The organism is Citrobacter sp. S46_ASV_140, assembly GCF_018919545.1.
GTDB classification, from domain to species: domain Bacteria; phylum Pseudomonadota; class Gammaproteobacteria; order Enterobacterales; family Enterobacteriaceae; genus Citrobacter; species Citrobacter braakii.
The window spans coordinates 1-23,452 of the sequence record NZ_JAHLRC010000065.1 but is presented as its reverse complement, the minus strand read 5'-3'; the positions used below and the strand labels follow the sequence as shown (position 1 = coordinate 23,452).

The window sequence follows — 23,452 nt, the reverse complement described above, 5'->3', positions numbered from 1 at the left end:
ACCCAACAGCAAGGGCGCGTTGGTCATAACCTGATTAAAAAAGACGGTAAAGATGTTGTAGAGGATCTCCATAACGATCTCCAGTAGACGAAGTTGCTGAACATTCATTACAGATGCCCAGGATGTTGTGCCCTCACTCTAATTTTCAAAAGTAATCACAACAAGATTGAATTTGATTAAATGTGATGCAGTACGCAAATAATTCTCACACTTGCAGAGTGGCTTTACTTCTAATTCATCGTCGACAAAATAAACCCTATTAAAACAATAAAATACAAAACAAACACTCAAGTAGACCATCCTGTCACGCTGTGATTTGCTCACATTTCCCCGTTGAACAGCGAAAATCAACGCATTGCCTTCTTGAAAAAATGATGTCAATATCAATCAAAATAAATCATAAATTGACTTAATCTGAACAAACATGAAGGTAAATGCGATGAGTAAAGTAAAAAGCATCACGCGTGAATCATGGATCCTGAGCACATTCCCGGAGTGGGGAAGTTGGCTGAATGAAGAGATCGAACAGGAGCAGGTCGCCCCGGGCACATTCGCTATGTGGTGGCTTGGCTGTACCGGCATCTGGCTGAAGTCGGAAGGCGGGACGAACATTTGCGTCGATTTCTGGTGCGGGACGGGTAAACAGAGTCACGGTAACCCGCTAATGAAAACCGGCCACCAGATGCAACGCATGGCTGGGGTGAAGAAACTGCAGCCAAACCTGCGCACCACGCCGTTTGTTCTTGATCCGTTTGCAATTCGACAGATCGATGCGGTGCTGGCGACACACGATCATAACGATCACATCGACGTGAATGTCGCGGCCGCCGTCATGCAAAACTGCGCCGATGACGTGCCATTTATCGGGCCGCAAACCTGTGTGGATCTGTGGATGGGTTGGGGTGTGCCAAAAGAGCGCTGCATCGTGGTAAAACCAGGCGATGTGGTGAAAGTGAAAGATATTGAAATTCATGCGCTTGACGCGTTTGATCGTACGGCATTAATCACGCTGCCTGCCGATCAAAAAGCGGCAGGTGTGCTGCCGGATGGTATGGATGCACGTGCGGTAAACTACCTGTTCAAAACACCGGGCGGTACGCTGTACCACAGCGGAGACTCGCACTACTCTAACTACTACGCAAAGCATGGCAACGAGCACCAGATCGACGTTGCGCTCGGCTCCTACGGTGAGAATCCGCGCGGGATTACGGACAAAATGACCAGCTCCGACATGCTGCGCATGGCGGAAGCGTTGAATACGAAAGTGGTGATCCCTTTCCATCATGACATCTGGTCAAACTTCCAGGCCGACCCTCAGGAGATCCGCGTACTGTGGGAGATGAAAAAAGATCGACTGAAGTATGGCTTTAAGCCGTTTATCTGGCAGGTGGGCGGTAAGTTCACCTGGCCGCTGGACAAAGATAACTTTGAATATCACTATCCGCGCGGCTTTGATGACTGCTTCACGATTGAACCGGATCTGCCGTTTAAATCCTTCTTGTGACCCCTACAAAATGCCGGGCTATTCCGGCATTTTTTCCCATTTACTTTAGTATTTCCAGGCTATTTCAAATATCATCTTTTCATATCAATTTGTATCGGAATAGCTCATGACTGAAGCACAAAGACATCAAATATTGCTGGATATGCTGGCGCAGTTGGGCTTTGTTACCGTTGAGAACGTGATTGAGCGTCTGGGGATTTCACCAGCCACAGCACGCCGGGACATCAATAAACTCGACGAAAGCGGCAAACTCAAGAAAGTCCGCAATGGCGCAGAAGCCATCACCCAGCAACGTCCGCGCTGGACACCTATGAATCTGCATCAGGCGCAGAACCACGATGAAAAAGTTCGCATTGCCAAGGCCGCATCCCAGCTTGTAAATGCGGGTGAAAGCGTGGTGATCAACTGCGGATCAACCGCCTTCCTGCTTGGTCGTGAAATGTGCGGCAAGCCGGTGCAGATCATCACCAATTATCTGCCGCTGGCGAACTATCTGATCGACCAGGAGCATGACAGCGTGATCATCATGGGAGGGCAATACAACAAAAGCCAGTCCATCACGCTTAGTCCGCAAGGCAGCGAAAATAGCCTGTATGCCGGACACTGGATGTTTACCAGCGGTAAAGGGTTGACCGCGGACGGACTGTATAAAACCGATATGCTAACCGCGATGGCTGAGCAGAAGATGCTTAACGTAGTGGGTAAACTGGTGGTGCTGGTCGATAGCAGTAAGGTCGGTGAACGCGCGGGGATGCTGTTCAGTCGCGCCGATCAAATCGATATGCTCATTACCGGCAAAAATGCTAACCCTGAGATTCTGCAACAACTTGAAGCTCAGGGCGTAAGCATCGTGCGCGTTTAAAGGTGCTGGCGAAAAAACGTTACCGTCGCTGCCAGCGCCTCTGGCGTGATGCGGTGGCGTACGCCCGCTTCCCACAGGCAGGTTAAATTGTTATCCAGCCCTGCCTGAATCAGCGCCTGCTGTAAGCGGAAGGTTTCAACCGCGGGCACCACATCGTCCTCCTGTCCATGCCACAACAGCAACGGTCTGTCGGCCAGGCGTTGTAGCTGATGCGTAACGTCCCATTCGGCGAGCGGTGCGATAATGGCATCGAACTCTGCCTGCTGCTCTGGCGTCTGGACCCGTAAAGGGGGAAAAAGCGTCTGTGCAAGACGGGTAAAATAGCCCGAACCCATCAGGCTGGCTACACATTTAACCTCGGGATGGCGGGTCATAATGCCCAACGCCGTCATGCCTCCCATCGACGCCCCCGCAACAGCAAGTCTTTCATCTGATAGCCAATTTTCCGCCACCAGCGCCGCACGTAACGTCGTAAACTCCTGCATGTTTTGCTGCAATATATGCCAGAAGCGGAACATTCGCTCCTGAGCATCACCGTTGAAGCGGGCACCATGGTCGGGCGCATCTGGCATGACAACCCGGAATCCGGCCTGAGCCAGAGCAACGGCAAAATAGCTATAGACCAGACTTGAAGATGTAAACCCGTGATAGAAAATAATGCAAGGGAGTGAACACTCGCGTTTACCAGCCGGAACGGCGTGCAGGACAGGGATACCAGCCAACTGTCGTGTTTCAATTTCAATCATTTGTCGCCTCTTTTTTTCTGGTATGCCATGCAGCAATACTTAACGCAAGCGAATGTGTTCGGCAATGATTCATAATGTTGAGAACTGGGTTACGCTTTCGCAACATTTTCATTCGAAAATCGCGTGAGAGATAACACTTCGGGAACATTCCCCTAAAGGGAAATTGATAAGGCACTACACTATGGCTATCAGGAAACGAGATAGAGTTATGCGTCGGTTTGCCTCTTTATTGCTGGTGATGCTTTTAAGCGCCTGTAGCGTGCTACAGGGAACGCCGCAACCCGCACCGCCCGTTGCCGACCACCCGCAGGAGATCCGCCGTGACCAGAGTAATGGGTTACAGCGAATAGGAACGGTCAGCGCACTGGTAAGAGGCTCTCCGGATGATGCGCTGGCAGAGATCCGTGACAAAGCCGTCGCGGCTAAAGCTGATTACTACGTGGTTTTATTAGTGGATGAAACCATCGTGACAGGCCAATGGTATTCACAGGCTATTTTGTATCGTAAATAACATTGGGTTGGAATTTAGTCAGCTTTACATTGCTTTGCGCCGCTATGCGTTTACCTGTGCACAATAAACCAACAGCAGGAAGCTTGAGGTTTATGATCGCGATGGAATGCCCTGCCGTGTGTAGGGGTACGAATAATGGAGCTGACGATGAAACAATCACTTGCCTTATCCTCACTGCTGCTTTCTGCCGGACTGGTAGGTACTACGGCGCAGTCTGCCGAGTTCGCCAGTGCTGACTGCGTTACAGGCCTGAACGAAATTGGCCTGATATCTGTCAGTAACATTGCAGGGAATCCGCAGGATGTAGAACGAGTAGTCGCGTTAAAAGCGGATGAACAGGGTGCCTCATGGTATCGGATCATTCAGATGTACGAAGACCAGCAGCCCGACAACTGGCGCGTACAGGCCATACTCTATGCTTAACAGATTGCCGGATGGCGTAAACTTATCCGGCCTACATTGAATGTAGGCATGATAAGGCGCGCCAGCGTCGCCATCAGGCATATTATTACCGTAATCCCCCCGTTGCCCGCAGAAGCAAGTCGTTCAGCACCTGTTCGGACAATCGTAGTCCACCACGCGTATCGAGCATCATTTGACACCAGGCCTGCGCCACTGGCGGAGAGGTATAGCGCAACATCTGCGCCCCGCAACCGAGCAGGAAAAGCTGCTGTGTAATCTCCCGTCCCAACTCCTCGCTGGGTTTACGTAAACGCTGCTGTAGTTGACGTACCCTTCGATCGTAATGTCGGTCTTGCCCTTTTACCTCAGCAAAGGCTTCGCTGAGCATATCGTATATGCCGGGTTGTTTTGTCAGCACCCGCAATACATCGAGGCACATAATGTTGCCAGAGCCCTCCCAGATACTGTTTACCGGCATCTCACGATACAGGCGCGGCAATTCACTCTCCTCGCAGTAGCCAATCCCGCCGAGCACTTCCATCGCCTCTGCAACAAACGGCATACCGGCCTTGCAAACAGAGAATTTCGCTGCTGGCGTGAACAACCTGGCCCACAGAGATTCTTTGGCATCAGCGCGACGGTCCCAGGCCCGTGCCAGTCGGAACAGTAACGCCGTCTGACCTTCCAGTTGGAGCGCCATCCGACCTAATACCTGGCGCATCATCGGTTGTTCGATCAATGGTTTGCCAAAAACCTGTCGCTGGTGCGCATGGTAAATCGCGACGGAAAAAGCACGTCGCATCATGCCATGACTGCCGAGCGCACAGTCAAAACGCGTCATCCCGCCCATTTTCAGGATATGACGTATACCTTCCCCTTCTTCACCCAATAGCCAGCCAATCGCATCGTGGAATTCAACCTCGCAGCTGGCGTTGGAGCGATTGCCTAACTTATCTTTCAGCCGCTCCAGACGGATAGCATTACGCTGCCCGTCGGGTAAAAATCGCGGTACAAAAAAGCAGGATAAGCCTCCCTTTGCCTGGGCCAGTACCAAATGGGCATCGCTTTGCGGCACGGAGAAAAACCACTTATGTCCCACCAGCCGATACGAGCCGTCTGTAAGACGTTCTGCCTGAGTGGTATTGCTCAGCACATCTGACCCCCCCTGCTTCTCGGTCATTCCCATGCCGATCAATAACCCACGCTTTTGCCCTCCTGGCAGTAAATGCGAGTCATAACGGTCGCTTAGCAGCGGCGTAAACCAGTCGTGAAAGGGTGCAGGTAACATCTGAAGTAACAACGGCGTGGCGGCAAAAGTCATGGTAACCGGACACAACGTGCCCGCTTCCACCTGCGCATGCAGGATGAAACGGGCTGCCCGGGCGACAAATGTTCCCTGCCTCGCGTCTTCTTCCCAGGCCAGATTATGTACGCGATTGGCGCACAATCCCTGCATCAGCAAATGCCAGGCAGGATGAAAACGCACATCATCCAGCCGCTGACCCTGCGAGTCGTAGCGCAACAACTCGGGTGGAAAAGCATTGGCCAGACGGCCAAGCTCGAGCGACTCGGCAGTCCCTAGTTGCTGACCAATACTGGCGAGAAGATCGCTGTCCCAGCCAGCGCCTTCACGGATAACCGCTTCACACAGCGCGCCATCGGACAGATATAAGTTGCTGTTATTGAGCGGTACAGGTTGGTTAAAAACGGTATGCGTTTGCCAGTGCATTGTGTCTCCCTCCGTCAATGGCCGTCACCTTAAGTATGGTCAGGCAGAGGGCTGCACGCATGGGACAACGGTCACAAAAAAGCCATCCCGAAGGATGGCTTGAGAGAAGAGAGAAATGAGGGAGATAGTTTAGCCGCGCTGGCGTACAGCCTCAAACAAGCAGATGCCCGTCGCAACTGAAACGTTCAGCGACGAAACGCTCCCAGCCATCGGGATGCTGATCAGTTCGTCACAGTGTTCGCGGGTCAAACGACGTATACCTTCACCCTCTGCGCCCATCACCAGCGCCAGACGTCCGGTCATTTTGCTCTGGTAGAGAGTATGGTCAGCTTCACCTGCGGTTCCGACGATCCAGATATTCTCTTCCTGCAGCATACGCATAGTGCGCGCCAGGTTGGTCACACGGATCAGCGGTACGCTTTCTGCCGCGCCGCAGGCCACTTTTTTCGCCGTTGCATTCAACTGCGCAGAACGATCCTTCGGTACGATAACAGCATGGACGCCAGCAGCATCGGCGCTACGCAGGCATGCCCCCAGGTTATGCGGATCGGTAACACCATCGAGGATCAAAAAGAACGGCTGATCGAGCGTAGCAATCAGATCCGGCAGATCGTTTTCCTGATACTGACGACCCGGCTTCACGCGAGCAATAATTCCCTGATGTACCGCACCCTCGCTTTTCTCATCCAGGAACTGGCGGTTAGCCAGCTGAATGACAACACCCTGTGCTTCCAGTGCGTGGATCAGCGGCAGCAGGCGTTTATCTTCACGACCTTTGAGAATAAAGACGTCCTGGAAGCGCTCAGGCGCACGTTCCAGCAGAGCCTGCACCGCATGGATGCCGTAAATCATTTCACTCATGAATGTACTCGTTAATAGTTTATGCGTAACGCGGGCAACGCGAGGTTGCCCGACTTACTGTTTATGGCTGTTATTGCGCGACTTTCTTTTTCGTCGCGCGTTTAGCTTTGGTGGCGGCAGCGATTTTAAGCGTTTTTGCCGATGGCTTTTTCGCTTTTTTATCGCCTTTCTTCTCAGCCGTTTTTTTATCCGCCTGAGGTTTGGCTCTGCCTTTCTTCTCGCCGCGGAAAGCGCTATCCGGCTCGAAATTTACTTTTTTGCCCATCTGACGACGCTTACCGGTATTTTTACCCGCATCGCTTTTTTTCGCTTTTTCACGCGCGGTTTTACCTTCATTGCGCGGTGCACGTTCGCTGGAGATCAAACTGAAGTCGATTTTACGCTCGTCCATGTTGACCGCTTCCACGCGAACTTCCACGCGATCGCCCAGGCGATACATTTGACCGCTGGATTCCCCCGTCAGACGCTGCCCAACCTGGTCAAAACGATAGTAGTCGTTATCCAGGGAGGAGACATGCACCAGACCGTCGATAAACAGCTCATCAAGACGGACGAAGAAACCAAACCCGGTCACGCTGGCGATCACGCCTTTGAAGACATTACCTACCTGATCCAGCATAAAGTCGCACTTCAGCCAGTCAGAGACGTCGCGTGTGGCTTCGTCAGCACGGCGCTCGGCCATCGAACAGTGTTGACCCAGCTGCAGCATCTCTTCCATCGAATAATGGTAGCCACCCGTTTCCGTGGTGTTGCCTTTATGGCCCTGCTCCTGCGCCAGCAGATACTTAATCGCCCGGTGCAAGGAGAGATCCGGGTAACGACGGATCGGCGAGGTGAAGTGTGCATAAGATTGCAACGCAAGGCCAAAGTGACCGCGGTTTTCCGGATCGTAAATCGCCTGCTTCATTGAACGCAGCAGCATAGTTTGCAGCATTTCTGCGTCAGGACGGTCAGCAATCGACTCCAGCAGTTCAGCGTAATCACGCGGCTCGGGTTTATTACCGCCGGGCAGCTCCAGCCCCAGCTCCGCCAACACCGAACGGAACGAATTAATCGCTTCGGTCGTCGGCTTATCGTGAATACGGAACAGTGCCGGCTCTTTGGCTTTCTCAACGAATCGCGCCGCTGAGATGTTCGCCATGATCATGCACTCTTCAATCAGTTTGTGCGCGTCATTACGCTGCGTCTGCTCAATACGCTCAATACGGCGTTCAGCATTGAAGATAAACTTCGCTTCTTCACTTTCAAACGAGATACCGCCACGCTCTTCACGCGCTTTATCCAGCACTTTGTAGAGGTTATGCAGCTCTTCAATGTGTTTAACCAACGGCGCGTACTGCTCACGCAGTTCCTGATCGCCCTGCAGCATGTGCCAGACCTTGGTGTAGGTCAGACGCGCATGGGAGCTCATAACCGCTTCGTAGAATTTAAAGCCTGTTAAGCGGCCTTTCGACGAAATGGTCATTTCACAGACCATACACAGCCTGTCCACCTGCGGGTTGAGCGAACACAATCCGTTAGACAGCACTTCCGGTAGCATCGGAACAACCTGCGATGGGAAGTAGACGGATGTGCCACGGCTGCGCGCTTCCTGGTCCAGCGGAGTCGGCGGGCGAACGTAATAGCTTACGTCAGCAATCGCCACCCATAAACGCCAGCCGCCGCCGCGTTTCTTCTCGCAGTAAACCGCATCGTCGAAGTCACGCGCATCTTCGCCATCGATAGTGACCAGCGGCAGGGAGCGCAGATCGACACGTCCGGCTTTCGCTTCTTCCGGCACTTCTTCTTTCAGTCCGGCGACCTGTTTTTCGACCGCCTGAGGCCAGATATACGGGATTTCATGAGTACGCAGCGCCATATCAACGGCCATGCTGGTTCCCATGTTGTCGCCCAGGACTTCAACAATTTTACCCACCGCTTTAGTGCGACGCGTCGGACGCTGGGTCAGCTCAACCACGACCACAAAGCCCATACGAGCACCCATCACCTCTTCCGGCGGGATCAGGATATCAAAGCTCAGGCGGCTGTCGTCAGGGACGACAAACCCAACGCCAGCGTCGGTGAAGTAGCGACCGACAATCTGGCTGGTTTTCGGCACCAGTACGCGCACAATACGCGCTTCGCGACGACCTTTACGGTCCGCGCCCAGCGGCTGTGCCAACACCTGATCGCCATGAATGCAGGTTTTCATCTGCTCGCTGGACAGGTACAGGTCATCTTTGCGGCCTTCAACGCGCAGAAAGCCGTAGCCATCACGGTGGCCAATAACGGTACCTTTCAGCAGGTCAAGACGCTCCGGCAGCGCATAGCACTGACGACGAGTGAAGACCAGTTGCCCGTCACGCTCCATGGCGCGCAGGCGGCGACGCAGCGCTTCTTGCTGCTCTTCACCTTCAATGTTGAGTTCAGCGGCCAGCTCATCGCGGTTGGCCGGTTTTTCACGTTTAGTTAAATGTTCGAGGATAAATTCCCGGCTCGGGATAGGATTCGCGTATTTTTCTGCTTCGCGTTCCTGGAAAGGATCTTGTGACATCGAGGTTCCTCCATTGTCAGCTCTGATGAAGATTTTCGTCACTCCACCAGCAATAATTTATAAAGCGGTTGATTCTCTTCAACCAAATCAGCAAGTGTGTAGTTGTCCAGTTCCGTGAGAAAACTTTGCACTGCCTTAGAAAGCGCCTGTTTAAGTCGACAGGCTGGGGTAATGTGGCAAAACTCGCTGCTACAATTGACCAACGATAGTGGTTCCAGCTCGCGAACCACATCACCAATACCAATATCCTTAGCTGGTTTACCCAGGCGGATACCGCCATTTTTTCCTCGAATAGCAGTAACGAAGCCCGCACGGCTAAGTTGATTGATTATTTTGACCATATGATTACGGGACACGCCGTAGACTTCTGTCACCTCAGAAATACTGGTCATACGTCCTTCGGGAAGTGACGCCATGTAGATTAGCGCACGTAATCCGTAATCGGTGAAACTTGTTAACTGCACATCAACCTCAGGAAAAGGGATAAAACGGATAAACCTGGTGGTATTAATTACATTGATGATAAACCAGCCACCAGCCAGGTCGCTAATTTATTTCAGTTCAGGAAGGAAAAAAGCGAGGAACTTACGTGATTTTAAGCCGGATTATGATGCAAAGCGCCTCATCCGGCCTAAGATAGTGCAAGCGCAGCGCCATTCGACGCCACGCTATAACCAGAATTATGCGTCGAACGGGTCGCGCAGGATCATGGTCTCAGTACGGTCTGGGCCAGTTGAGATAATATCAATCGGCACACCGGTCAGTTCTTCAATACGCTTGATGTAGTTCAGTGCTGCCTGCGGCAGACCGCTACGTTCCTTCACACCGAAGGTGGATTCAGACCAGCCCGGCATGGTTTCGTAGATCGGCTCGATACCTTTCCAGTCGTCTGCAGCCAGCGGGGTAGTCGTTACTTCACGGCCATCCGGCATACGATAAGCGACACAGATTTTCACCTCTTTCAAACCGTCCAGTACGTCCAGTTTGGTAAGGCAGAAGCCAGACAGGGAGTTAATCTGTACTGCACGGCGTACCGCAACGGAGTCCAGCCAACCGGTGCGACGACGACGACCGGTGGTCGCGCCATACTCGTTACCTTGTTTGCACAGGAACTCGCCAACGTCATCAAACAGCTCAGTCGGGAACGGACCCGCGCCTACACGTGTAGAGTAAGCTTTGATGATACCCAGAACGTAATCCACATAACGTGGACCCAGGCCGGAGCCGGTCGCCACGCCACCTGCGGTGGTGTTGGAAGACGTTACGTACGGATAGGTACCGTGGTCGATATCCAGCAGGGTACCCTGTGCGCCTTCGAACATGACGAAATCGCCACGCTTACGCGCCTGGTCCAGCAGATCGGAAACATCAACAACCATAGAGGTCAGGATGTCGGCAATCGCCATCACATCATCCAGCACTTTCTGGTAGTCAACTGCTTCAACTTTATAGAAATTCACCAGCTGGAAGTTGTGATATTCCATCACTTCTTTCAGTTTTTCAGCGAAGGTTGCTTTATCAAACAGATCGCCAACGCGCAGACCGCGACGAGCTACTTTGTCTTCATAAGCCGGACCGATGCCACGACCGGTAGTACCGATCGCTTTCTCGCCACGCGCTTTCTCACGAGCATTATCCAACGCAACGTGATAATCAAGGATCAGCGGACAAGCTTCAGACAACAGCAGGCGCTCGCGAACCGGGATGCCACGATCTTCCAGTCCTTTCATTTCTTTCATCAGCGCGGACGGAGACAGTACAACACCGTTACCGATGATGCTGATGACATTCTCGCGAAGAATACCTGATGGAATAAGATGGAGGACGGTTTTTTCACCGTTGATTACGAGAGTATGGCCTGCGTTGTGACCACCCTGGTAGCGCACAACATATTTAGCCCGTTCAGTCAGAAGATCGACGATCTTCCCTTTACCTTCGTCACCCCATTGGGTGCCCAGTACGACGACGTTGTTACCCATTTTTCAAAATCACCGTTTGCTTAAAAATGGATTCTACCACCGCTTTTTCAGATATACAGCACTTTTTGCATGCGAAAATCCGCAAAATAGGCTACTTATTGATCAGCCAATCGTTTTCCTCAACATGTAGTAGACCACAACGCCCGCAACCACAAGACCTCCACCAAAACGACGCAAAGTATTTTCGGGAAGTTGCGCCATTGCGGAAATCATTTTCTTCCACGCGCGGGGATAAAGCATAGGGCCCAGGCCTTCCAGCACCAAAACCAGCGCGAGCGCCAGCAAAATTGTTGAATTCATCCATCGTCCTTTTATAAAAAGAAAACCACCGCATCCCTGGGGATGCCGGTGGTTTTGCTGGTTTAAAACCGCTGGAACTTTACTAGCGTGTCGTAGCGCTCGGTGTCTTCATGTAGCGGAAGAAATCGCTGTCCGGGCTCATGATCATCACGTCCTGGTTGCCTTCAAAGCTCTTCTCGTAAGCACGCAGGCTACGGATGAAGGCGTAGAAGTCAGGATCCTGGCTGAACGCATCGGCAAACAGTTTAGCGGCTTCTGCATCGCCTTCACCGCGCATGATGCGGCCCTGACGCTCAGATTCTGCCAGCGTTTTAGTCACTTCATAATCCGCCGTGGCACGCAGTTTTTCCGCTTCTTCCTGACCTTGTGAACGATGGCGACGCGCTACCGCTTCACGCTCAGCGCGCATACGGTTGTAGATAGCCTCAGACACTTCAGCAGGCAGGTTGATTTGCTTGATACGCACGTCAACCACTTCGATGCCCAATGCCGCCATACTGTTCGGGTTGATGACCGGTACTTTACCGTTTGTTTCAGCCTGAACACGCTCAGCCGCTTCGGCAATCGCGCTATCTGCCGCCGGTGTCGCGACTTCATCTTCCGTGCCAGCAGAACCGGAGTTCAGCGCATCACGAACTTCCAGCGTCAGACGACCGCGGGAATCGGTAACGATGTCTTTCACGTCCAGACGACCAATTTCAGAACGCAGACGGTCAGAGAACTTACGTTTCAGCAGGACTTCTGCCTGAGAAACATCGCCACCGCCCGTTGCCAGGTAGTAACGGCTAAAGTCACTGATGCGCCACTTAATGTAGGAGTCAACGATAAGGTCTTTCTTCTCTTTGGTAACAAAGCGATCGGCCTGGTTGTCCATGGTCTGAATACGCGCATCCAGCATCTTCACAGATTCAATAAACGGAATCTTGAAGTGCAGGCCTGGTGCAACAACCAGCGGCTTGTTTTCATCGTCACGCAGAACTTTACCAAAGCGCAGAGTAATCCCGCGCTCGCCTTCTTTGACCACAAAGACAGACATGAACAGAACTACCAGAACGATGATGATAATCGCAATAACTGACTTACGCATCGTTATTCCCCCTGACGCTGGTAGTCGTTACGCTGCGCGTTCGCGCGGCGTTGGTCCATAATATCGCCCTGACTGGTGGACGAGGTATTGCTTGCTCCAGTGCCGGACGTCGTTGCTGGCGGCAGACGCAGCAGGTTTGAACTGCTGTCACTCTTTGCTGCTGGCGCACTACCGCCTTTCAGCATTTGATCCAGCGGCAGAACCATCAGATTGCTGCCCTTATCGTTAACCAGGACTTTGCGGGTATTGCTCAGCACTTTTTCCATGGTTTCGATATACAGACGCTCGCGAGTAATTTGCGGTGCGGCTTTATATTCCGGCAGAATTTTTGCGAAACGAGCCACTTCACCCTGTGCTTCCAGGATGGTTCGCGTTTTGTAAGCACGCGCTTCTTCCAGAATACGCTGCGCCTGACCGTTAGCACGTGGCTGAACTTCGTTGGTGTACGCTTCTGCTTCACGGATGTACTGCTGCTCGTTTTCACGTGCTGCAATGGCATCGTCAAACGCGGCTTTTACTTCTTCCGGCGGACGTGCTGCCTGGAAGTTGACGTCCAGCAGGGTGATACCCATGTTGTACGGACGGATCGTTTCTTCCAGCTCACGCTGGGTATCGCTACGAATAACGGTACGCCCTTCGGTCAGGATACGGTCCATGGTGTATTTACCGATAACCCCACGCAGGGCGCTGTCGGTTGCCTGACGCAGACTGTCATCCGCGCTGGTTACGCTAAACAGGTAACGCTGCGGATCGGTCACGCGGTACTGCACGTTCATTTCAACGCGTACGACGTTTTCGTCAGAGGTCAGCATCACGCCGGATGCGGCAAGTTCACGCACGGCTTCCACGTTGACCGGGGTCACTTCGTCGACAAAGGTCGGTTTCCAGTTCAGACCCGGTTCAACCAAATGGCTGAATTTACCGAAGCGTGTCACCACGCCGCGTTCCGCTTCTTTAATGGTGTAGAAACCGCTGGCCGCCCAGATAATGACGATAGCTGCCGCTGCGATAGTAAAGACTCGACCACCCAATTGCGGACGCGGGCCTTGCGATGAGCTACCGCCGCCAGAACCAGCACCTTTACCGCCACCCAGACCACCGAGCTTTTTACTCAGTTTGCGGAAGATATCATCCAGATCGGGAGGTCCCTGATCGCGACCACCTTTGTTTCCATTTCCCTCAGGGTTGCCGCCAGGTTTGCTGCTTCCCCACGGGTCGCGGTCTTGTCCGTTATTACCGGGCTGATTCCACGCCATTTTTGTGCTCCATATTTGTTATGCGATGCTATACCTGCGTATTTTGCGCTGCCGATGCGTTGGCTACGCCCCTTAATCTCAGTCACATAGTTGACTATGCTCCTGAAGATTTCAGGACTTGCCACCTTCATGCTGCACAAAACCCACAAGGTATAGAGGCGAAAAAATCTTCAGGCCATATCCGTCAGGTCAGACAATATAGTCTTCCAGTGCCGGTTCTTGTTTACAGAGGCGACGCCAGTCTACGATCGGCATACGAACCTGCAGACCTACGCTGCCGTCCTCCTCCATCCACTCTCTTTCTATTGCCTGAAGTTGGTAAAACCGGCTTCTCAGACGCCCTTCCTGCGGCGGCAAACGCAACGTATGCTGCGCCACCTCACCGGAAAGTCGCTCAGTCAAAGCCTGAAAAAGCTGTGGTATACCTATTCCCGTTTGCGCTGAAACCCAAACGCGAATGGGTTTATTCTCTTCATCTCTGTCGATACGCGGTTCAAAATCATCCAGCATATCGATTTTATTCATCACCAGCAGAGTCGGGATCTCATGCGCATCGATCTCTTCGAGCACCATGTCGACGGCCTCGATGTTTTCCTGCACACGAAAATCTGCAGCATCAATAACATGCAGCAGCAATGTCGCCTGACGCGTTTCCTGCAGGGTGGCTTTAAACGCCGCCACCAGGTCGTGCGGCAAATGACGGATAAACCCTACGGTATCCGCCAGCACGGTTTCACCGACGTCCGCTACGTCTATACGGCGCAGCGTTGGGTCCAGGGTTGCAAACAGCTGATCCGCTGCGTAAACCCGGGCTTCGGTGATCTGGTTGAACAGGGTGGATTTTCCGGCGTTGGTATATCCCACCAGTGATACGGTTGGGACATCCGCTTTCTTGCGCGACTGTCGCCCCTGCTCACGTTGCTTTTCAACTTTTTCCAGGCGCGACTGTATTTGCAAAATGCGATTACGCAGCAAACGACGGTCGGTTTCGAGCTGGGTTTCACCCGGACCGCGCAAACCAATCCCGCCCTTTTGCCTTTCAAGGTGGGTCCAGCCACGGACCAGACGAGTAGCCATATGGCGCAACTGCGCCAGCTCAACCTGCAACTTACCCTCATGGGTGCGCGCACGCTGGGCAAAAATATCTAAAATAAGACCTGTCCTGTCGATAACAAGACACTGGCACAACTGTTCCAGGTTACGTTCCTGGGCGGGGCTTAGAGCATGATCAAAAATCACCACCGCAGCGCCAGTCGCTTTTACGGCTTCCGCAATTTCGATTGCCTTACCTTCACCAACAAAATACTTCGGGTGCGGTGCTTTACGGCTCCCGGTAATCACCTGCATTGCTTCGACACCGGCGGAAGAAACCAGAGATTCAAACTCCTGGAGGTCTTCCATATCTTTGTCTTGCGAAAAATAGATGTGTACCAGTACCGCCTGCTCACCGGCATCATAACGGTCAAACAAGCGTCAACCCCTTAATATATATCAACGGGGAACGCAGGATCGCTGGCTCCCCGGGTGTAAAACAGCTAACAACCTTATTCGGTTTCTTCGCTGTCCTGTTGCGCAGATGAACCTTGCGCGTTGCTACCGTGATGGTAGTTGCTGCCAGTGCCGCCGGTGGCATTATTGCTGTGATGAGAAACCGGGCGAGACGGGACAACAGTAGAAATCGCGTGCTTATAAACCATCTGGCTGACCGTGTTTTTCAACAGGATCACGAACTGATCAAAAGACTCGATTTGACCTTGCAGCTTAATACCATTCACCAAATAAATAGAAACTGGAACACGTTCCCGACGCAGTGCGTTCAGGAACGGATCTTGTAAAGATTGCCCCTTAGCCATTCTCTCTTTTCCTTATATGCTTATTTGTACTTTGAACCTTTCGATTCTGAAAAATTGCGCACGATACGTTTCAATTGTACACATTCAGTTCGCGATAGCACCAACAACCTGTAATACTTCGTTTCGCGCCTGGTCAGGCTTTTCACTGTCAAGCCAGTGCACCCCTTCCCAACCACGCAACCAGGTTACCTGTCGCTTCGCCAACTGCCTCGTGGCGCAAACACCTCTATAAACCATTTCATCGTATGAAATTTCGCCTTCAATGTATGACCACATCTGGCGATACCCTACACAACGAATGGAAGGCAAATCCGTATGCAAATCTCCACGGGCAAATAGCGCCCGGACTTCTGCTTCAAAACCTGAAGCCAACATCTGATGAAAACGCTGCTCAATTCGCTGATGGAGCAGTTCACGGCTCGCCGGGGCGATAGCAAACTGATGCACCTGATACGGCAAAGCATCTCCTGACGTTTGCGTCAGCTCCGTTAAAGTTTTACCCGAAATGAAAAAAACTTCCAGTGCCCGGGAAAGTCTTTGCGGATCATTTGGATGAATACGCGCCGCAGCCACTGGATCTATTTCCTGAAGCTGTCGGTGTAACGCGTCCCACCCATGCTCTGCCGCCTGCTGCTCAATTCTGGCCCTGACTTCCGGATCTGCCGACGGTAACGGCGACAGCCCTTCAAGCAAGGCTTTGAAATATAACATTGTGCCGCCCACCAGCAGCGGAATACGCCCCGCGGCGGTGATATCGGCCATCTCGGCTAACGCATCGCGGCGAAAATCCGCAGCAGAGTAAGCCTGGGACGGATCGCGGATATCCAGCAACCGGTGCGGCGCGGCCTGTAATTCATCTGCATCAGGCTTGGCTGTACCGATATCCATCCCCTTGTAAATAAGGGCGGAATCAACGCTTATCAACTCTACAGGCAAAACTTTACGCAATTCAATTGCCAGTGCCGTTTTACCGGAGGCCGTCGGCCCCATCAAAAAAATCGCCTTTGGCAGGCTCGCCTTACGGGTATCACTCATGTTTCAGGGCATTCATTACCGAATGTAAATCAACAGGTTGTAACAAACCACCCGGCGGCGCCTTCACGAGTTGTGGGCAAAGCCGCTCAACATCCGCTAACAGCGTAATCGCCTGAGCCATGCTCCACTGCGGATGCTCGCTAATCAGATTACGTGCAATCCACTGTGCAATATTGCCCGGTTCGAATTCGGACTGCTGCGCCAGGTAGCCTATCAGTTCAGGAATCAAGATTTGTAAATTTTGTTGGCGTAAGGGTAAAGGCACCGCCCGGATGGTCACATGCTGTGCATCCAGTTGAAATTCAATACCCAACTCAGCCAGTTGGCTCTGCCCTTTTTGCAGCGCCGCTTTTTCATCAGCGGTCACTTTTAGACGTAAAGGGATCAGTAACGGCTGAGCGCAAACGACGCCCTGGTCCGGCGTTAACTGCGCCTGACGTAGCCAACGTTCCGCCACCGGCAATGCCAGCAACCGAATATGACCATCGCATTCGAGTAATGCGCAGTCCGTACCGACAATGGTTAGCACCCGCCCAAAGCCCTGACTGTTGCCGGTCAGAGGTGCTGATGGCGTTTCAGAAACCGGCGTTTTACGCGGCGGAACCGGCGTCTGTAACAGTTGCTGATAAATCTCACCCTGCTGCTTTTGATATCCAGGCTGGGCATGAGGCCAACTGGCCCCCGTCTGACGGCCACCACTGCTGCCAGCGCCAGCAGATGCTGAGTAACGCGGTGTCGCAGGTTCACGCGCCGGGGCCGGTTCGGCAAAATGGTTACGCCCGGCCGCGACGCGGTTTTCTGGGATGTGCCTTGGCGCGGGCTCGTCGTCATCAGCCAACGGCAGCGGCGTTTCAAGCTGCTGTTGCAGGACGCTCAACACGCCCTGGTAAATAAAATCATGCACCAGGCGGGACTGATGAAAACGGACCTCATGTTTGGCGGGATGTACGTTAACATCCACCTGATGCGGGTCGATTTCCAGATACAACACAAAAGCGGGCTGCTGATCGGCTCCCAGCTTATCTTCACAGGCCTGACGAATAGCATGGTTGATCAACCGGTCGCGCATCATCCGGCCATTCACATAGCAGTACTGGATTTCCGCCAGCGCCGCCGTTGTGTGGTTAGGATCGGCCACCCAGCCGCGCAGCGTTAAATCGCCATGCTGCCATTCAATCGCCAGCGCATGTTCCAGAAATGGCGTGCCGCAAATCGCGCCCAGTCGGCGCTCCTGCTGCCCATCCGCGGCCACAGCCCGGTACTGACGCACCACTTTGCCGTTGTGCGACAAATTAATCGTCACATCAAAACGTGCCAGCGCAATGCGGCGGATTATTTCGTCGATATGATTAAATTCAGTTTTCTCGGTGCGCATAAACTTGCGCCGCGCCGGAGTGTTGTAGAACAGATCTAACACCTCCAGCGTGGTTCCCACCGGATGCGCAGCGGGTTTAACCGTCACATCCATGTCGCGCCCTTCGGCATAGGCTTGCCAGGCTTCAGGTTGTTCTTGCGTACGCGACGTCAGGGTTAAACGAGAAACGGAGCTGATACTGGCCAGCGCTTCGCCGCGAAACCCGAGGCTCACGATGGCTTCGAGATCGTCAAGCGAGGAAATTTTACTGGTGGCATGACGCGCCAGCGCCAGCGCCAGCTCGTCTTTTTTAATCCCGCAGCCGTTGTCACGAATACGGATAAGCTTCGCGCCGCCGCGCTCAATATCAATATCAATGCGCGTCGCACCGGCATCGATACTGTTTTCCACCAGCTCCTTCACCACTGACGCAGGCCGTTCTACCACCTCGCCTGCGGCAATCTGGTTCGCCAGCTGTGGCGGTAGAACCTGAATCGGCATGGCTAATCCTTAATTTGTTAACGTGTTACCAGGCGATACCGCACTGGCGGTTTGCGCCGGTGTGCCCTGAGGCCCGGTTTGCATCGGGTGCGCCTGGAAATAGTTACGCAATCCTTTGTAAATTGCCTCGGCCAGCTGCTGCTGGTAGTCATCACTCGCCAACAGACGCTCTTCGCTGTTGTTACTGATAAAGCCGGTTTCAACCAGCACTGACGGGATATCAGGCGAACGTAATACCCCAAGGCTGGCGTGTTCCGGACGACGCTTATGCATCGAGCCAATACGTTCTAACTGGCCGATCATGCTGGTCGCTACATCATACCCAACGCGTTGCGAATGACCGAACTGCAGATCCAACACGGCCTGGCTGAGATAAGGATCGGACTGGCTGTTTGCCAGAACATCGCCCGCCCCACCCAACAGTTCCGATTGCTTTTCGTGCTGTTCCAGCCAGCCGGCCATCTCACTGTTTGCCCGACGGTTTGACAGTACCCAGACGGAAGCACCAGTGGCATCCCGGTTTGGCGCAGCATCCGCATGAATAGAGACCAGGAAGTTGGCGTTTTGTTTACGCGCAACGTCTGAACGCCCCATCACCGAGATAAAGTAATCGCCATCACGGGTGAGTACGCCTTTAAACATCGGGTCATCATTGAGCAAACTGCGCAGTTTGCGCGCCACGGCAATCGTGACGTTTTTCTCACGTGTGCCACCGGGACCAATAGCGCCAGGATCCTGCCCGCCGTGTCCGGCATCAATGGCGATAACTACTTTTTCGCCGTTACTGGTACTGGCGCGCGCCGCAGGTCGTGTGGAGGTATTACTGTTGGTTACCATCGTGGTGCGATCGTTTTCCGCTTTAAACGGATTACGCGCAGGCTCGGCAGGGCGCGGGGCGATAACCGGCGCTTCAACACGCTTCGCAACCACTGGAGGTGGTGGAGGCGGCGGTGGCGCATCAGCTTTGATGGTAAACACGACGGTATAATTGCCGCCGTTCTGGCGTTTTACGGCTTCGGCTTTGCCGTTCTCGGTTAAATCCACAACCAGGCGCAGAGACTGCGCATCTTTTGGCGTGCCGGAACGGATAGATTTCACCAGATTATTGCCGCTAAACAGCAGCGGTAACCCCTGAATCACACCGGTTTGTTTAATATCCAACGCGACGGTTCGTTTCCCGTCCTGCGAAACTGCGTATTCAGGATCGCCAATAAAGCTCAGCGTAATCCGCGCTTGTTGATCGCCATTGGACACCTGAAGATCGGAGAGGCTGGCGGCTCCTGCCTGCGCGCACAGCAGGACCAGTGTTGCCATCAGCCAGTTTCTGATGCGATAAATCATCCCGCCACCCTTAAGGTTAATCGGCTAAACGCGCCAGCAATAAATCACCCGATGAGGAGACTGCGCTTATGCGCGCCTCTCGACCTTGCGCCTGATATTCAATGTGTATTTCGACGTCCGGGTCTGGCAGTACACCTTTACCTTGTTGCGGCCATTCCACCAGGCAGATGGCGTCATTGGCAAAATAATCGCGGATCCCCATAAATTCCAGCTCCTCTGGGTCCGCAAGTCGGTACAGATCGAAGTGATATACCATCAAATTATCGAGCGAATAGGGTTCAACCAGCGTATAGGTGGGGCTTTTTACATTTCCTTTGTGACCTAACGCCTGCAGGAATCCCCGGCTGAAAGTGGTTTTACCCGCCCCCAGGTCGCCGTACAAATAAATTACCGTCGCGCCATCACAGGCTTTGGCTACCCGCAGTCCCAGGTCTAAAGTCGCCTGCTCATCAGGTAGTGGAATTACTCGATTCATCATGATAAACGTCAATCACATCAGGGTTAACAATACGCTGTAGCGTGGTAAAGAGATCTGTCGCCAGCATGCCGCGCGTACCATAACGCGCCGCCAGCACATCCGCCGCCGCACCGTGCGCGACACATCCCGCACATGCCGCATCATACGGGGTAAGCTTCTGTCCGAGCAATGCGCCAATAATACCGGAAAGCACATCACCCATTCCGCCGCTGGCCATTCCAGCATTGCCGGTATCAATAATACCCAATTCGGCCTGTTCGGCAGCAACAACCGTACCCGCGCCTTTCAGCACGACGACGCCTCCGTACCGTTTTACCAGACGTTGTGCACAAAGTAAGCGATCGTCTTCAATTTCTGCAATGGAACAGCCCAGAAGTCGCGCGGCTTCACCAGGATGCGGCGTGATCACGCGATTGTGACGTTTATCGGGGTTGATTGCCAGCAGGTTCAGCGCATCCGCATCCCAGAGCATCGGTTTGCGAAAATTCTCTACCTTTTGCAGCGCTTTTTTACCCCATTCCTGCTGACCAAGCCCTGGTCCTATCACCACAACATCCGCCCACGCCAGGCTCTCTTCCAGAGCCTGCGGCGTCAGCGCATCGACCATCAGTTCCGGTCTGGCAGTCAGAATAGGCGCAATATTTTCACTTCGGGTCAGCACTTTGACCAACCCGGCTCCTGCACGCAGCGCCGCTTCACCGGCCATGCGTATTGCGCCAGCCGTGCCGTGGTCACCACCGATGATCACCAGACGACCGTGGGAGCCTTTGTGCGAGGTGGGTCGACGCGGCGTTAACCAGTGTACAAGCTGTTGAGCATCAAACCGTTGCAGCGGCGCGTTCTGCCCCGCCAGCCAGTCGTCCAGTCCGAGTGCGTTAACATGCAGGCGTCCGGTGACATCGCGCGCTTTACCGGTTAGCAGACCAGGCTTTAACGCAATAAAGGTCACGGTGTGCGCAGCGTTGATAACCGCGCCCGGCGCCGCGCCCGTCTGCGCCAGCAGGCCGGATGGAATGTCTATCGCCACGACAGGGGCAGGATGGTGATTGGCACGTTCGATCAATGCCGAGAGCGGCTCACGCGGCGCGTGTTTTAAGCCCGTGCCTGACAGCGCATCAATAATGACGTCCACGCGATCTGGCCAATTGATTTCCGCAGCATGAATGACACCACCGGCGTTAAGCCAGGCGTCGCGTGCCTGCTGTGCTTCCTCGGGGAGCGCTTTATCACTCTCCTGCGCCAGCAACGTAATATCAAGACCCTGGGCTTTGGCAAGCCTTGCCACCACGTAACCATCACCACCGTTGTTGCCATGACCACATAGCACCAGCCAGTGCTTAGCGTTTGGATATGTCTCGCGGGTGACCTGAAACGCCGCCTCTCCCGCCCGTTGCATCAGCTCGTACAACGTCAGCCCTAAACTGTCTGCCGCCTCTCGCTCCATCCGCCTGATGTCATCGGCGTGCCAAATGGAGTGTGGTATACTTGCGGGGTTTTTCTTCATTGTATGGTCCGTCATGTCAGAGCCCCTCGATCTCAATCAGTTAGCGCAAAATATTAAGCAGTGGGGGCTGGAGCTTGGCTTTCAGCAGGTCGGTATTGCCGATACCGACCTCAGCGAAGCGGAGCCCAAACTGCAGGCCTGGCTGGATAAACACTATCACGGCGAGATGGACTGGATGGCCCGTCACGGCATGATGCGCGCCCGACCTCACGAATTATTACCCGGTACGTTACGTGTCATCAGCGTACGTATGAACTATCTTCCTGCCAATGCGGCCTTTGCCAGCACGTTGAAAAACCCCTCTCTGGGTTACGTCAGCCGTTACGCGCTTGGGCGCGACTACCATAAACTGCTGCGTAACCGCTTAAAAAAACTGGGAGAGAGGATTCAACAGCACTGCGTTTCGCTGAATTTTAGACCTTTTGTCGATTCTGCGCCCATTCTTGAGCGTCCATTAGCGGAAAAAGCCGGGCTTGGCTGGACAGGTAAGCACTCACTTATCCTCAATCGCGAAGCTGGTTCATTTTTCTTTCTCGGGGAATTACTGATCGATTTGCCCCTGCCGGTCGACAACCCAGTAGAAGAAGGATGCGGGAAATGCGTCGCCTGTATGACCATCTGTCCCACCGGAGCCATCGTTGAACCCTACACGGTAGATGCGCGCCGCTGTATCTCTTATCTCACTATCGAACTGGAAGGCGCGATCCCGGAAGAATTTCGTCCCCTGTTGGGGAATCGAATTTACGGCTGCGATGATTGCCAGCTCATTTGCCCGTGGAACCGCTACTCGCAGTTGACGACAGAGGATGACTTCAACCCACGCAAACAGCTTCATGCTCCGGAGTTAATAGAGCTGTTTAGCTGGAGCGAAGCGGGGTTTTTAAAAGTCACGGAGGGGTCTGCTATTCGTCGTATTGGTCACCTGCGCTGGCTGCGAAATATCGCTGTTGCGCTGGGTAATGCCCCATGGGATGAAGCCGTTATTCACGCGCTGGAAAGTCGCAGAGGTGAGCACCCACTTCTCGACGAACACATAGAGTGGGCGGTTGCTCAGCAAATCGAGAAGCGAAATGCCTGCGTAGTTGAAGTGCAGTTACCGAAGAAACAACGTTTAGTCAGAGTCATTGAAAAGGGTCTGCCGCGTGACGCTTAAGTCATCCACAGCTTGTGTATAAAAATAAAAACACATTGATATTCAAGAGGGAAAAAATCGTCAAGTGATCGCATTAACAATTTGAAATGATAATTAATTCAATATTTTCAAAGAGTTAAAATGATACTATTCACCCGACTAAGTTTTTTGCACTCCAGGAATAATACCCAAACCTGTGGATAAGTCTGTTTACAAGAGTATGTCAATGACGAAACAAAACGTCCCCAACGTATTTATTCGCTGTGGATATTTTTATTGGGGTAAGAATTTGGAGCGGGAAACGAGACTCGAACTCGCGACCCCGACCTTGGCAAGGTCGTGCTCTACCAACTGAGCTATTCCCGCTTGGGTGTGTCTGTGCTTTGTAGACAAAAGCACTTTCAAATTTTGGAGCGGGAAACGAGACTCGAACTCGCGACCCCGACCTTGGCAAGGTCGTGCTCTACCAACTGAGCTATTCCCG

General features: G+C 53.1%; 22 protein-coding genes and 1 tRNA gene. 5 read left to right on the top strand and 18 right to left on the bottom strand.

Annotated features, from left to right (window positions below):
* On the bottom strand, positions 1-72 hold a 72-nt coding region (locus tag KQJ19_RS24025; RefSeq protein WP_253296360.1), incomplete at its 3' end, for a hypothetical protein.
* Between the two features lie 367 nt (positions 73-439).
* Here KQJ19_RS24025 and ulaG point away from each other — a divergent pair.
* Positions 440-1,504 carry an L-ascorbate 6-phosphate lactonase gene (gene ulaG / locus KQJ19_RS15945; protein WP_049282114.1) on the top strand — a complete coding sequence of 355 codons (1,065 nt, stop codon included), beginning with the start codon at positions 440-442 and terminating at the stop codon, positions 1,502-1,504.
* Between the two features lie 106 nt (positions 1,505-1,610).
* The gene (gene ulaR / locus KQJ19_RS15940) at positions 1,611-2,366 is read left to right on the top strand and encodes an HTH-type transcriptional regulator UlaR (RefSeq protein ID WP_016151423.1); all 756 of its coding nucleotides are present in this window, start codon (positions 1,611-1,613) and stop codon (positions 2,364-2,366) included.
* Here the strand turns inward: ulaR and yjfP are convergent.
* On the bottom strand, positions 2,363-3,112 hold the full coding sequence (gene yjfP, locus KQJ19_RS15935) for an esterase (RefSeq protein WP_094761023.1): 750 nt from the start codon (positions 3,110-3,112) through the stop codon (positions 2,363-2,365). The two genes, ulaR and yjfP, sit on opposite strands and share 4 nt — an antisense overlap.
* 181 nt (positions 3,113-3,293) lie before the next feature.
* Here yjfP and bsmA point away from each other — a divergent pair, with 181 nt between their 5' ends.
* The gene (gene bsmA, locus KQJ19_RS15930; RefSeq protein WP_029139740.1) at positions 3,294-3,623 is read left to right on the top strand and encodes a biofilm peroxide resistance protein BsmA; all 330 of its coding nucleotides are present in this window, start codon (positions 3,294-3,296) and stop codon (positions 3,621-3,623) included.
* A gap of 147 nt (positions 3,624-3,770) precedes the next feature.
* On the top strand, positions 3,771-4,046 hold the full coding sequence (yjfN, locus tag KQJ19_RS15925; RefSeq protein WP_016151420.1) for a DUF1471 family protease activator YjfN: 276 nt from the start codon (positions 3,771-3,773) through the stop codon (positions 4,044-4,046).
* An 85-nt stretch (positions 4,047-4,131) separates the two neighbouring features.
* Here the strand turns inward: yjfN and KQJ19_RS15920 are convergent, their stop codons facing one another.
* From KQJ19_RS15920 to nnr, 15 genes are all read right to left on the bottom strand, one after another.
* On the bottom strand, positions 4,132-5,754 hold the full coding sequence (locus KQJ19_RS15920; protein ID WP_216403844.1) for an isovaleryl-CoA dehydrogenase: 1,623 nt from the start codon (positions 5,752-5,754) through the stop codon (positions 4,132-4,134).
* A 129-nt stretch (positions 5,755-5,883) separates the two neighbouring features.
* A complete protein-coding gene (rlmB, locus tag KQJ19_RS15915) occupies positions 5,884-6,615 on the bottom strand; it encodes a 23S rRNA (guanosine(2251)-2'-O)-methyltransferase RlmB (RefSeq protein ID WP_216403843.1) in 732 nt (243 codons plus the stop codon).
* Between the two features lie 70 nt (positions 6,616-6,685).
* Complete coding sequence (gene rnr, locus KQJ19_RS15910) at positions 6,686-9,148, bottom strand: ribonuclease R (RefSeq protein WP_047500007.1); 2,463 nt, start codon at positions 9,146-9,148, stop codon at positions 6,686-6,688.
* A 38-nt stretch (positions 9,149-9,186) separates the two neighbouring features.
* The gene (gene nsrR, locus KQJ19_RS15905) at positions 9,187-9,612 is read right to left on the bottom strand and encodes a nitric oxide-sensing transcriptional repressor NsrR (RefSeq protein ID WP_003025609.1); all 426 of its coding nucleotides are present in this window, start codon (positions 9,610-9,612) and stop codon (positions 9,187-9,189) included.
* A gap of 216 nt (positions 9,613-9,828) precedes the next feature.
* Positions 9,829-11,127 (bottom strand): adenylosuccinate synthase, encoded by a 1,299-nt coding sequence (purA, locus tag KQJ19_RS15900; protein ID WP_003025606.1) that lies wholly within the window; start codon positions 11,125-11,127, stop codon positions 9,829-9,831.
* A gap of 102 nt (positions 11,128-11,229) precedes the next feature.
* On the bottom strand, positions 11,230-11,427 hold the full coding sequence (locus KQJ19_RS15895; protein ID WP_019078201.1) for a DUF2065 family protein: 198 nt from the start codon (positions 11,425-11,427) through the stop codon (positions 11,230-11,232).
* A gap of 82 nt (positions 11,428-11,509) precedes the next feature.
* Complete coding sequence (hflC, locus tag KQJ19_RS15890) at positions 11,510-12,514, bottom strand: protease modulator HflC (protein ID WP_049282118.1); 1,005 nt, start codon at positions 12,512-12,514, stop codon at positions 11,510-11,512.
* A 2-nt stretch (positions 12,515-12,516) separates the two neighbouring features.
* Positions 12,517-13,770: an FtsH protease activity modulator HflK gene (gene hflK, locus KQJ19_RS15885; protein ID WP_016151416.1), complete on the bottom strand. Its 1,254-nt coding sequence runs from the start codon at positions 13,768-13,770 to the stop codon at positions 12,517-12,519.
* A gap of 189 nt (positions 13,771-13,959) precedes the next feature.
* A complete protein-coding gene (gene hflX, locus KQJ19_RS15880; RefSeq protein ID WP_216403842.1) occupies positions 13,960-15,240 on the bottom strand; it encodes a ribosome rescue GTPase HflX in 1,281 nt (426 codons plus the stop codon).
* Positions 15,241-15,314: 74 nt separating this feature from the next.
* Positions 15,315-15,623: an RNA chaperone Hfq gene (gene hfq, locus KQJ19_RS15875; protein WP_003025584.1), complete on the bottom strand. Its 309-nt coding sequence runs from the start codon at positions 15,621-15,623 to the stop codon at positions 15,315-15,317.
* A gap of 84 nt (positions 15,624-15,707) precedes the next feature.
* On the bottom strand, positions 15,708-16,658 hold the full coding sequence (miaA, locus tag KQJ19_RS15870) for a tRNA (adenosine(37)-N6)-dimethylallyltransferase MiaA (RefSeq protein WP_016151413.1): 951 nt from the start codon (positions 16,656-16,658) through the stop codon (positions 15,708-15,710).
* Positions 16,651-18,513, bottom strand: a complete 1,863-nt coding sequence (mutL, locus tag KQJ19_RS15865) for a DNA mismatch repair endonuclease MutL (protein WP_049041783.1) — start codon at positions 18,511-18,513, stop codon at positions 16,651-16,653. Before mutL ends, miaA begins: the two co-directional genes overlap by 8 nt.
* Positions 18,514-18,522: 9 nt before the next feature.
* Positions 18,523-19,854 (bottom strand): N-acetylmuramoyl-L-alanine amidase AmiB, encoded by a 1,332-nt coding sequence (amiB, locus tag KQJ19_RS15860; protein ID WP_019078199.1) that lies wholly within the window; start codon positions 19,852-19,854, stop codon positions 18,523-18,525.
* Between the two features lie 16 nt (positions 19,855-19,870).
* Positions 19,871-20,332: a tRNA (adenosine(37)-N6)-threonylcarbamoyltransferase complex ATPase subunit type 1 TsaE gene (gene tsaE / locus KQJ19_RS15855; RefSeq protein ID WP_016151410.1), complete on the bottom strand. Its 462-nt coding sequence runs from the start codon at positions 20,330-20,332 to the stop codon at positions 19,871-19,873.
* Complete coding sequence (gene nnr, locus KQJ19_RS15850) at positions 20,304-21,851, bottom strand: bifunctional ADP-dependent NAD(P)H-hydrate dehydratase/NAD(P)H-hydrate epimerase (RefSeq protein WP_216403841.1); 1,548 nt, start codon at positions 21,849-21,851, stop codon at positions 20,304-20,306. Before nnr ends, tsaE begins: the two co-directional genes overlap by 29 nt.
* Here nnr and queG point away from each other — a divergent pair.
* Positions 21,850-22,989 (top strand): tRNA epoxyqueuosine(34) reductase QueG, encoded by a 1,140-nt coding sequence (gene queG, locus KQJ19_RS15845; RefSeq protein WP_049282122.1) that lies wholly within the window; start codon positions 21,850-21,852, stop codon positions 22,987-22,989. The genes nnr and queG overlap by 2 nt on opposite strands.
* A gap of 269 nt (positions 22,990-23,258) precedes the next feature.
* Here queG and KQJ19_RS15840 read toward each other — a convergent pair.
* Positions 23,259-23,334: transfer RNA gene (locus tag KQJ19_RS15840), tRNA-Gly, on the bottom strand.
* Positions 23,335-23,452 lie beyond the last annotated feature (118 nt).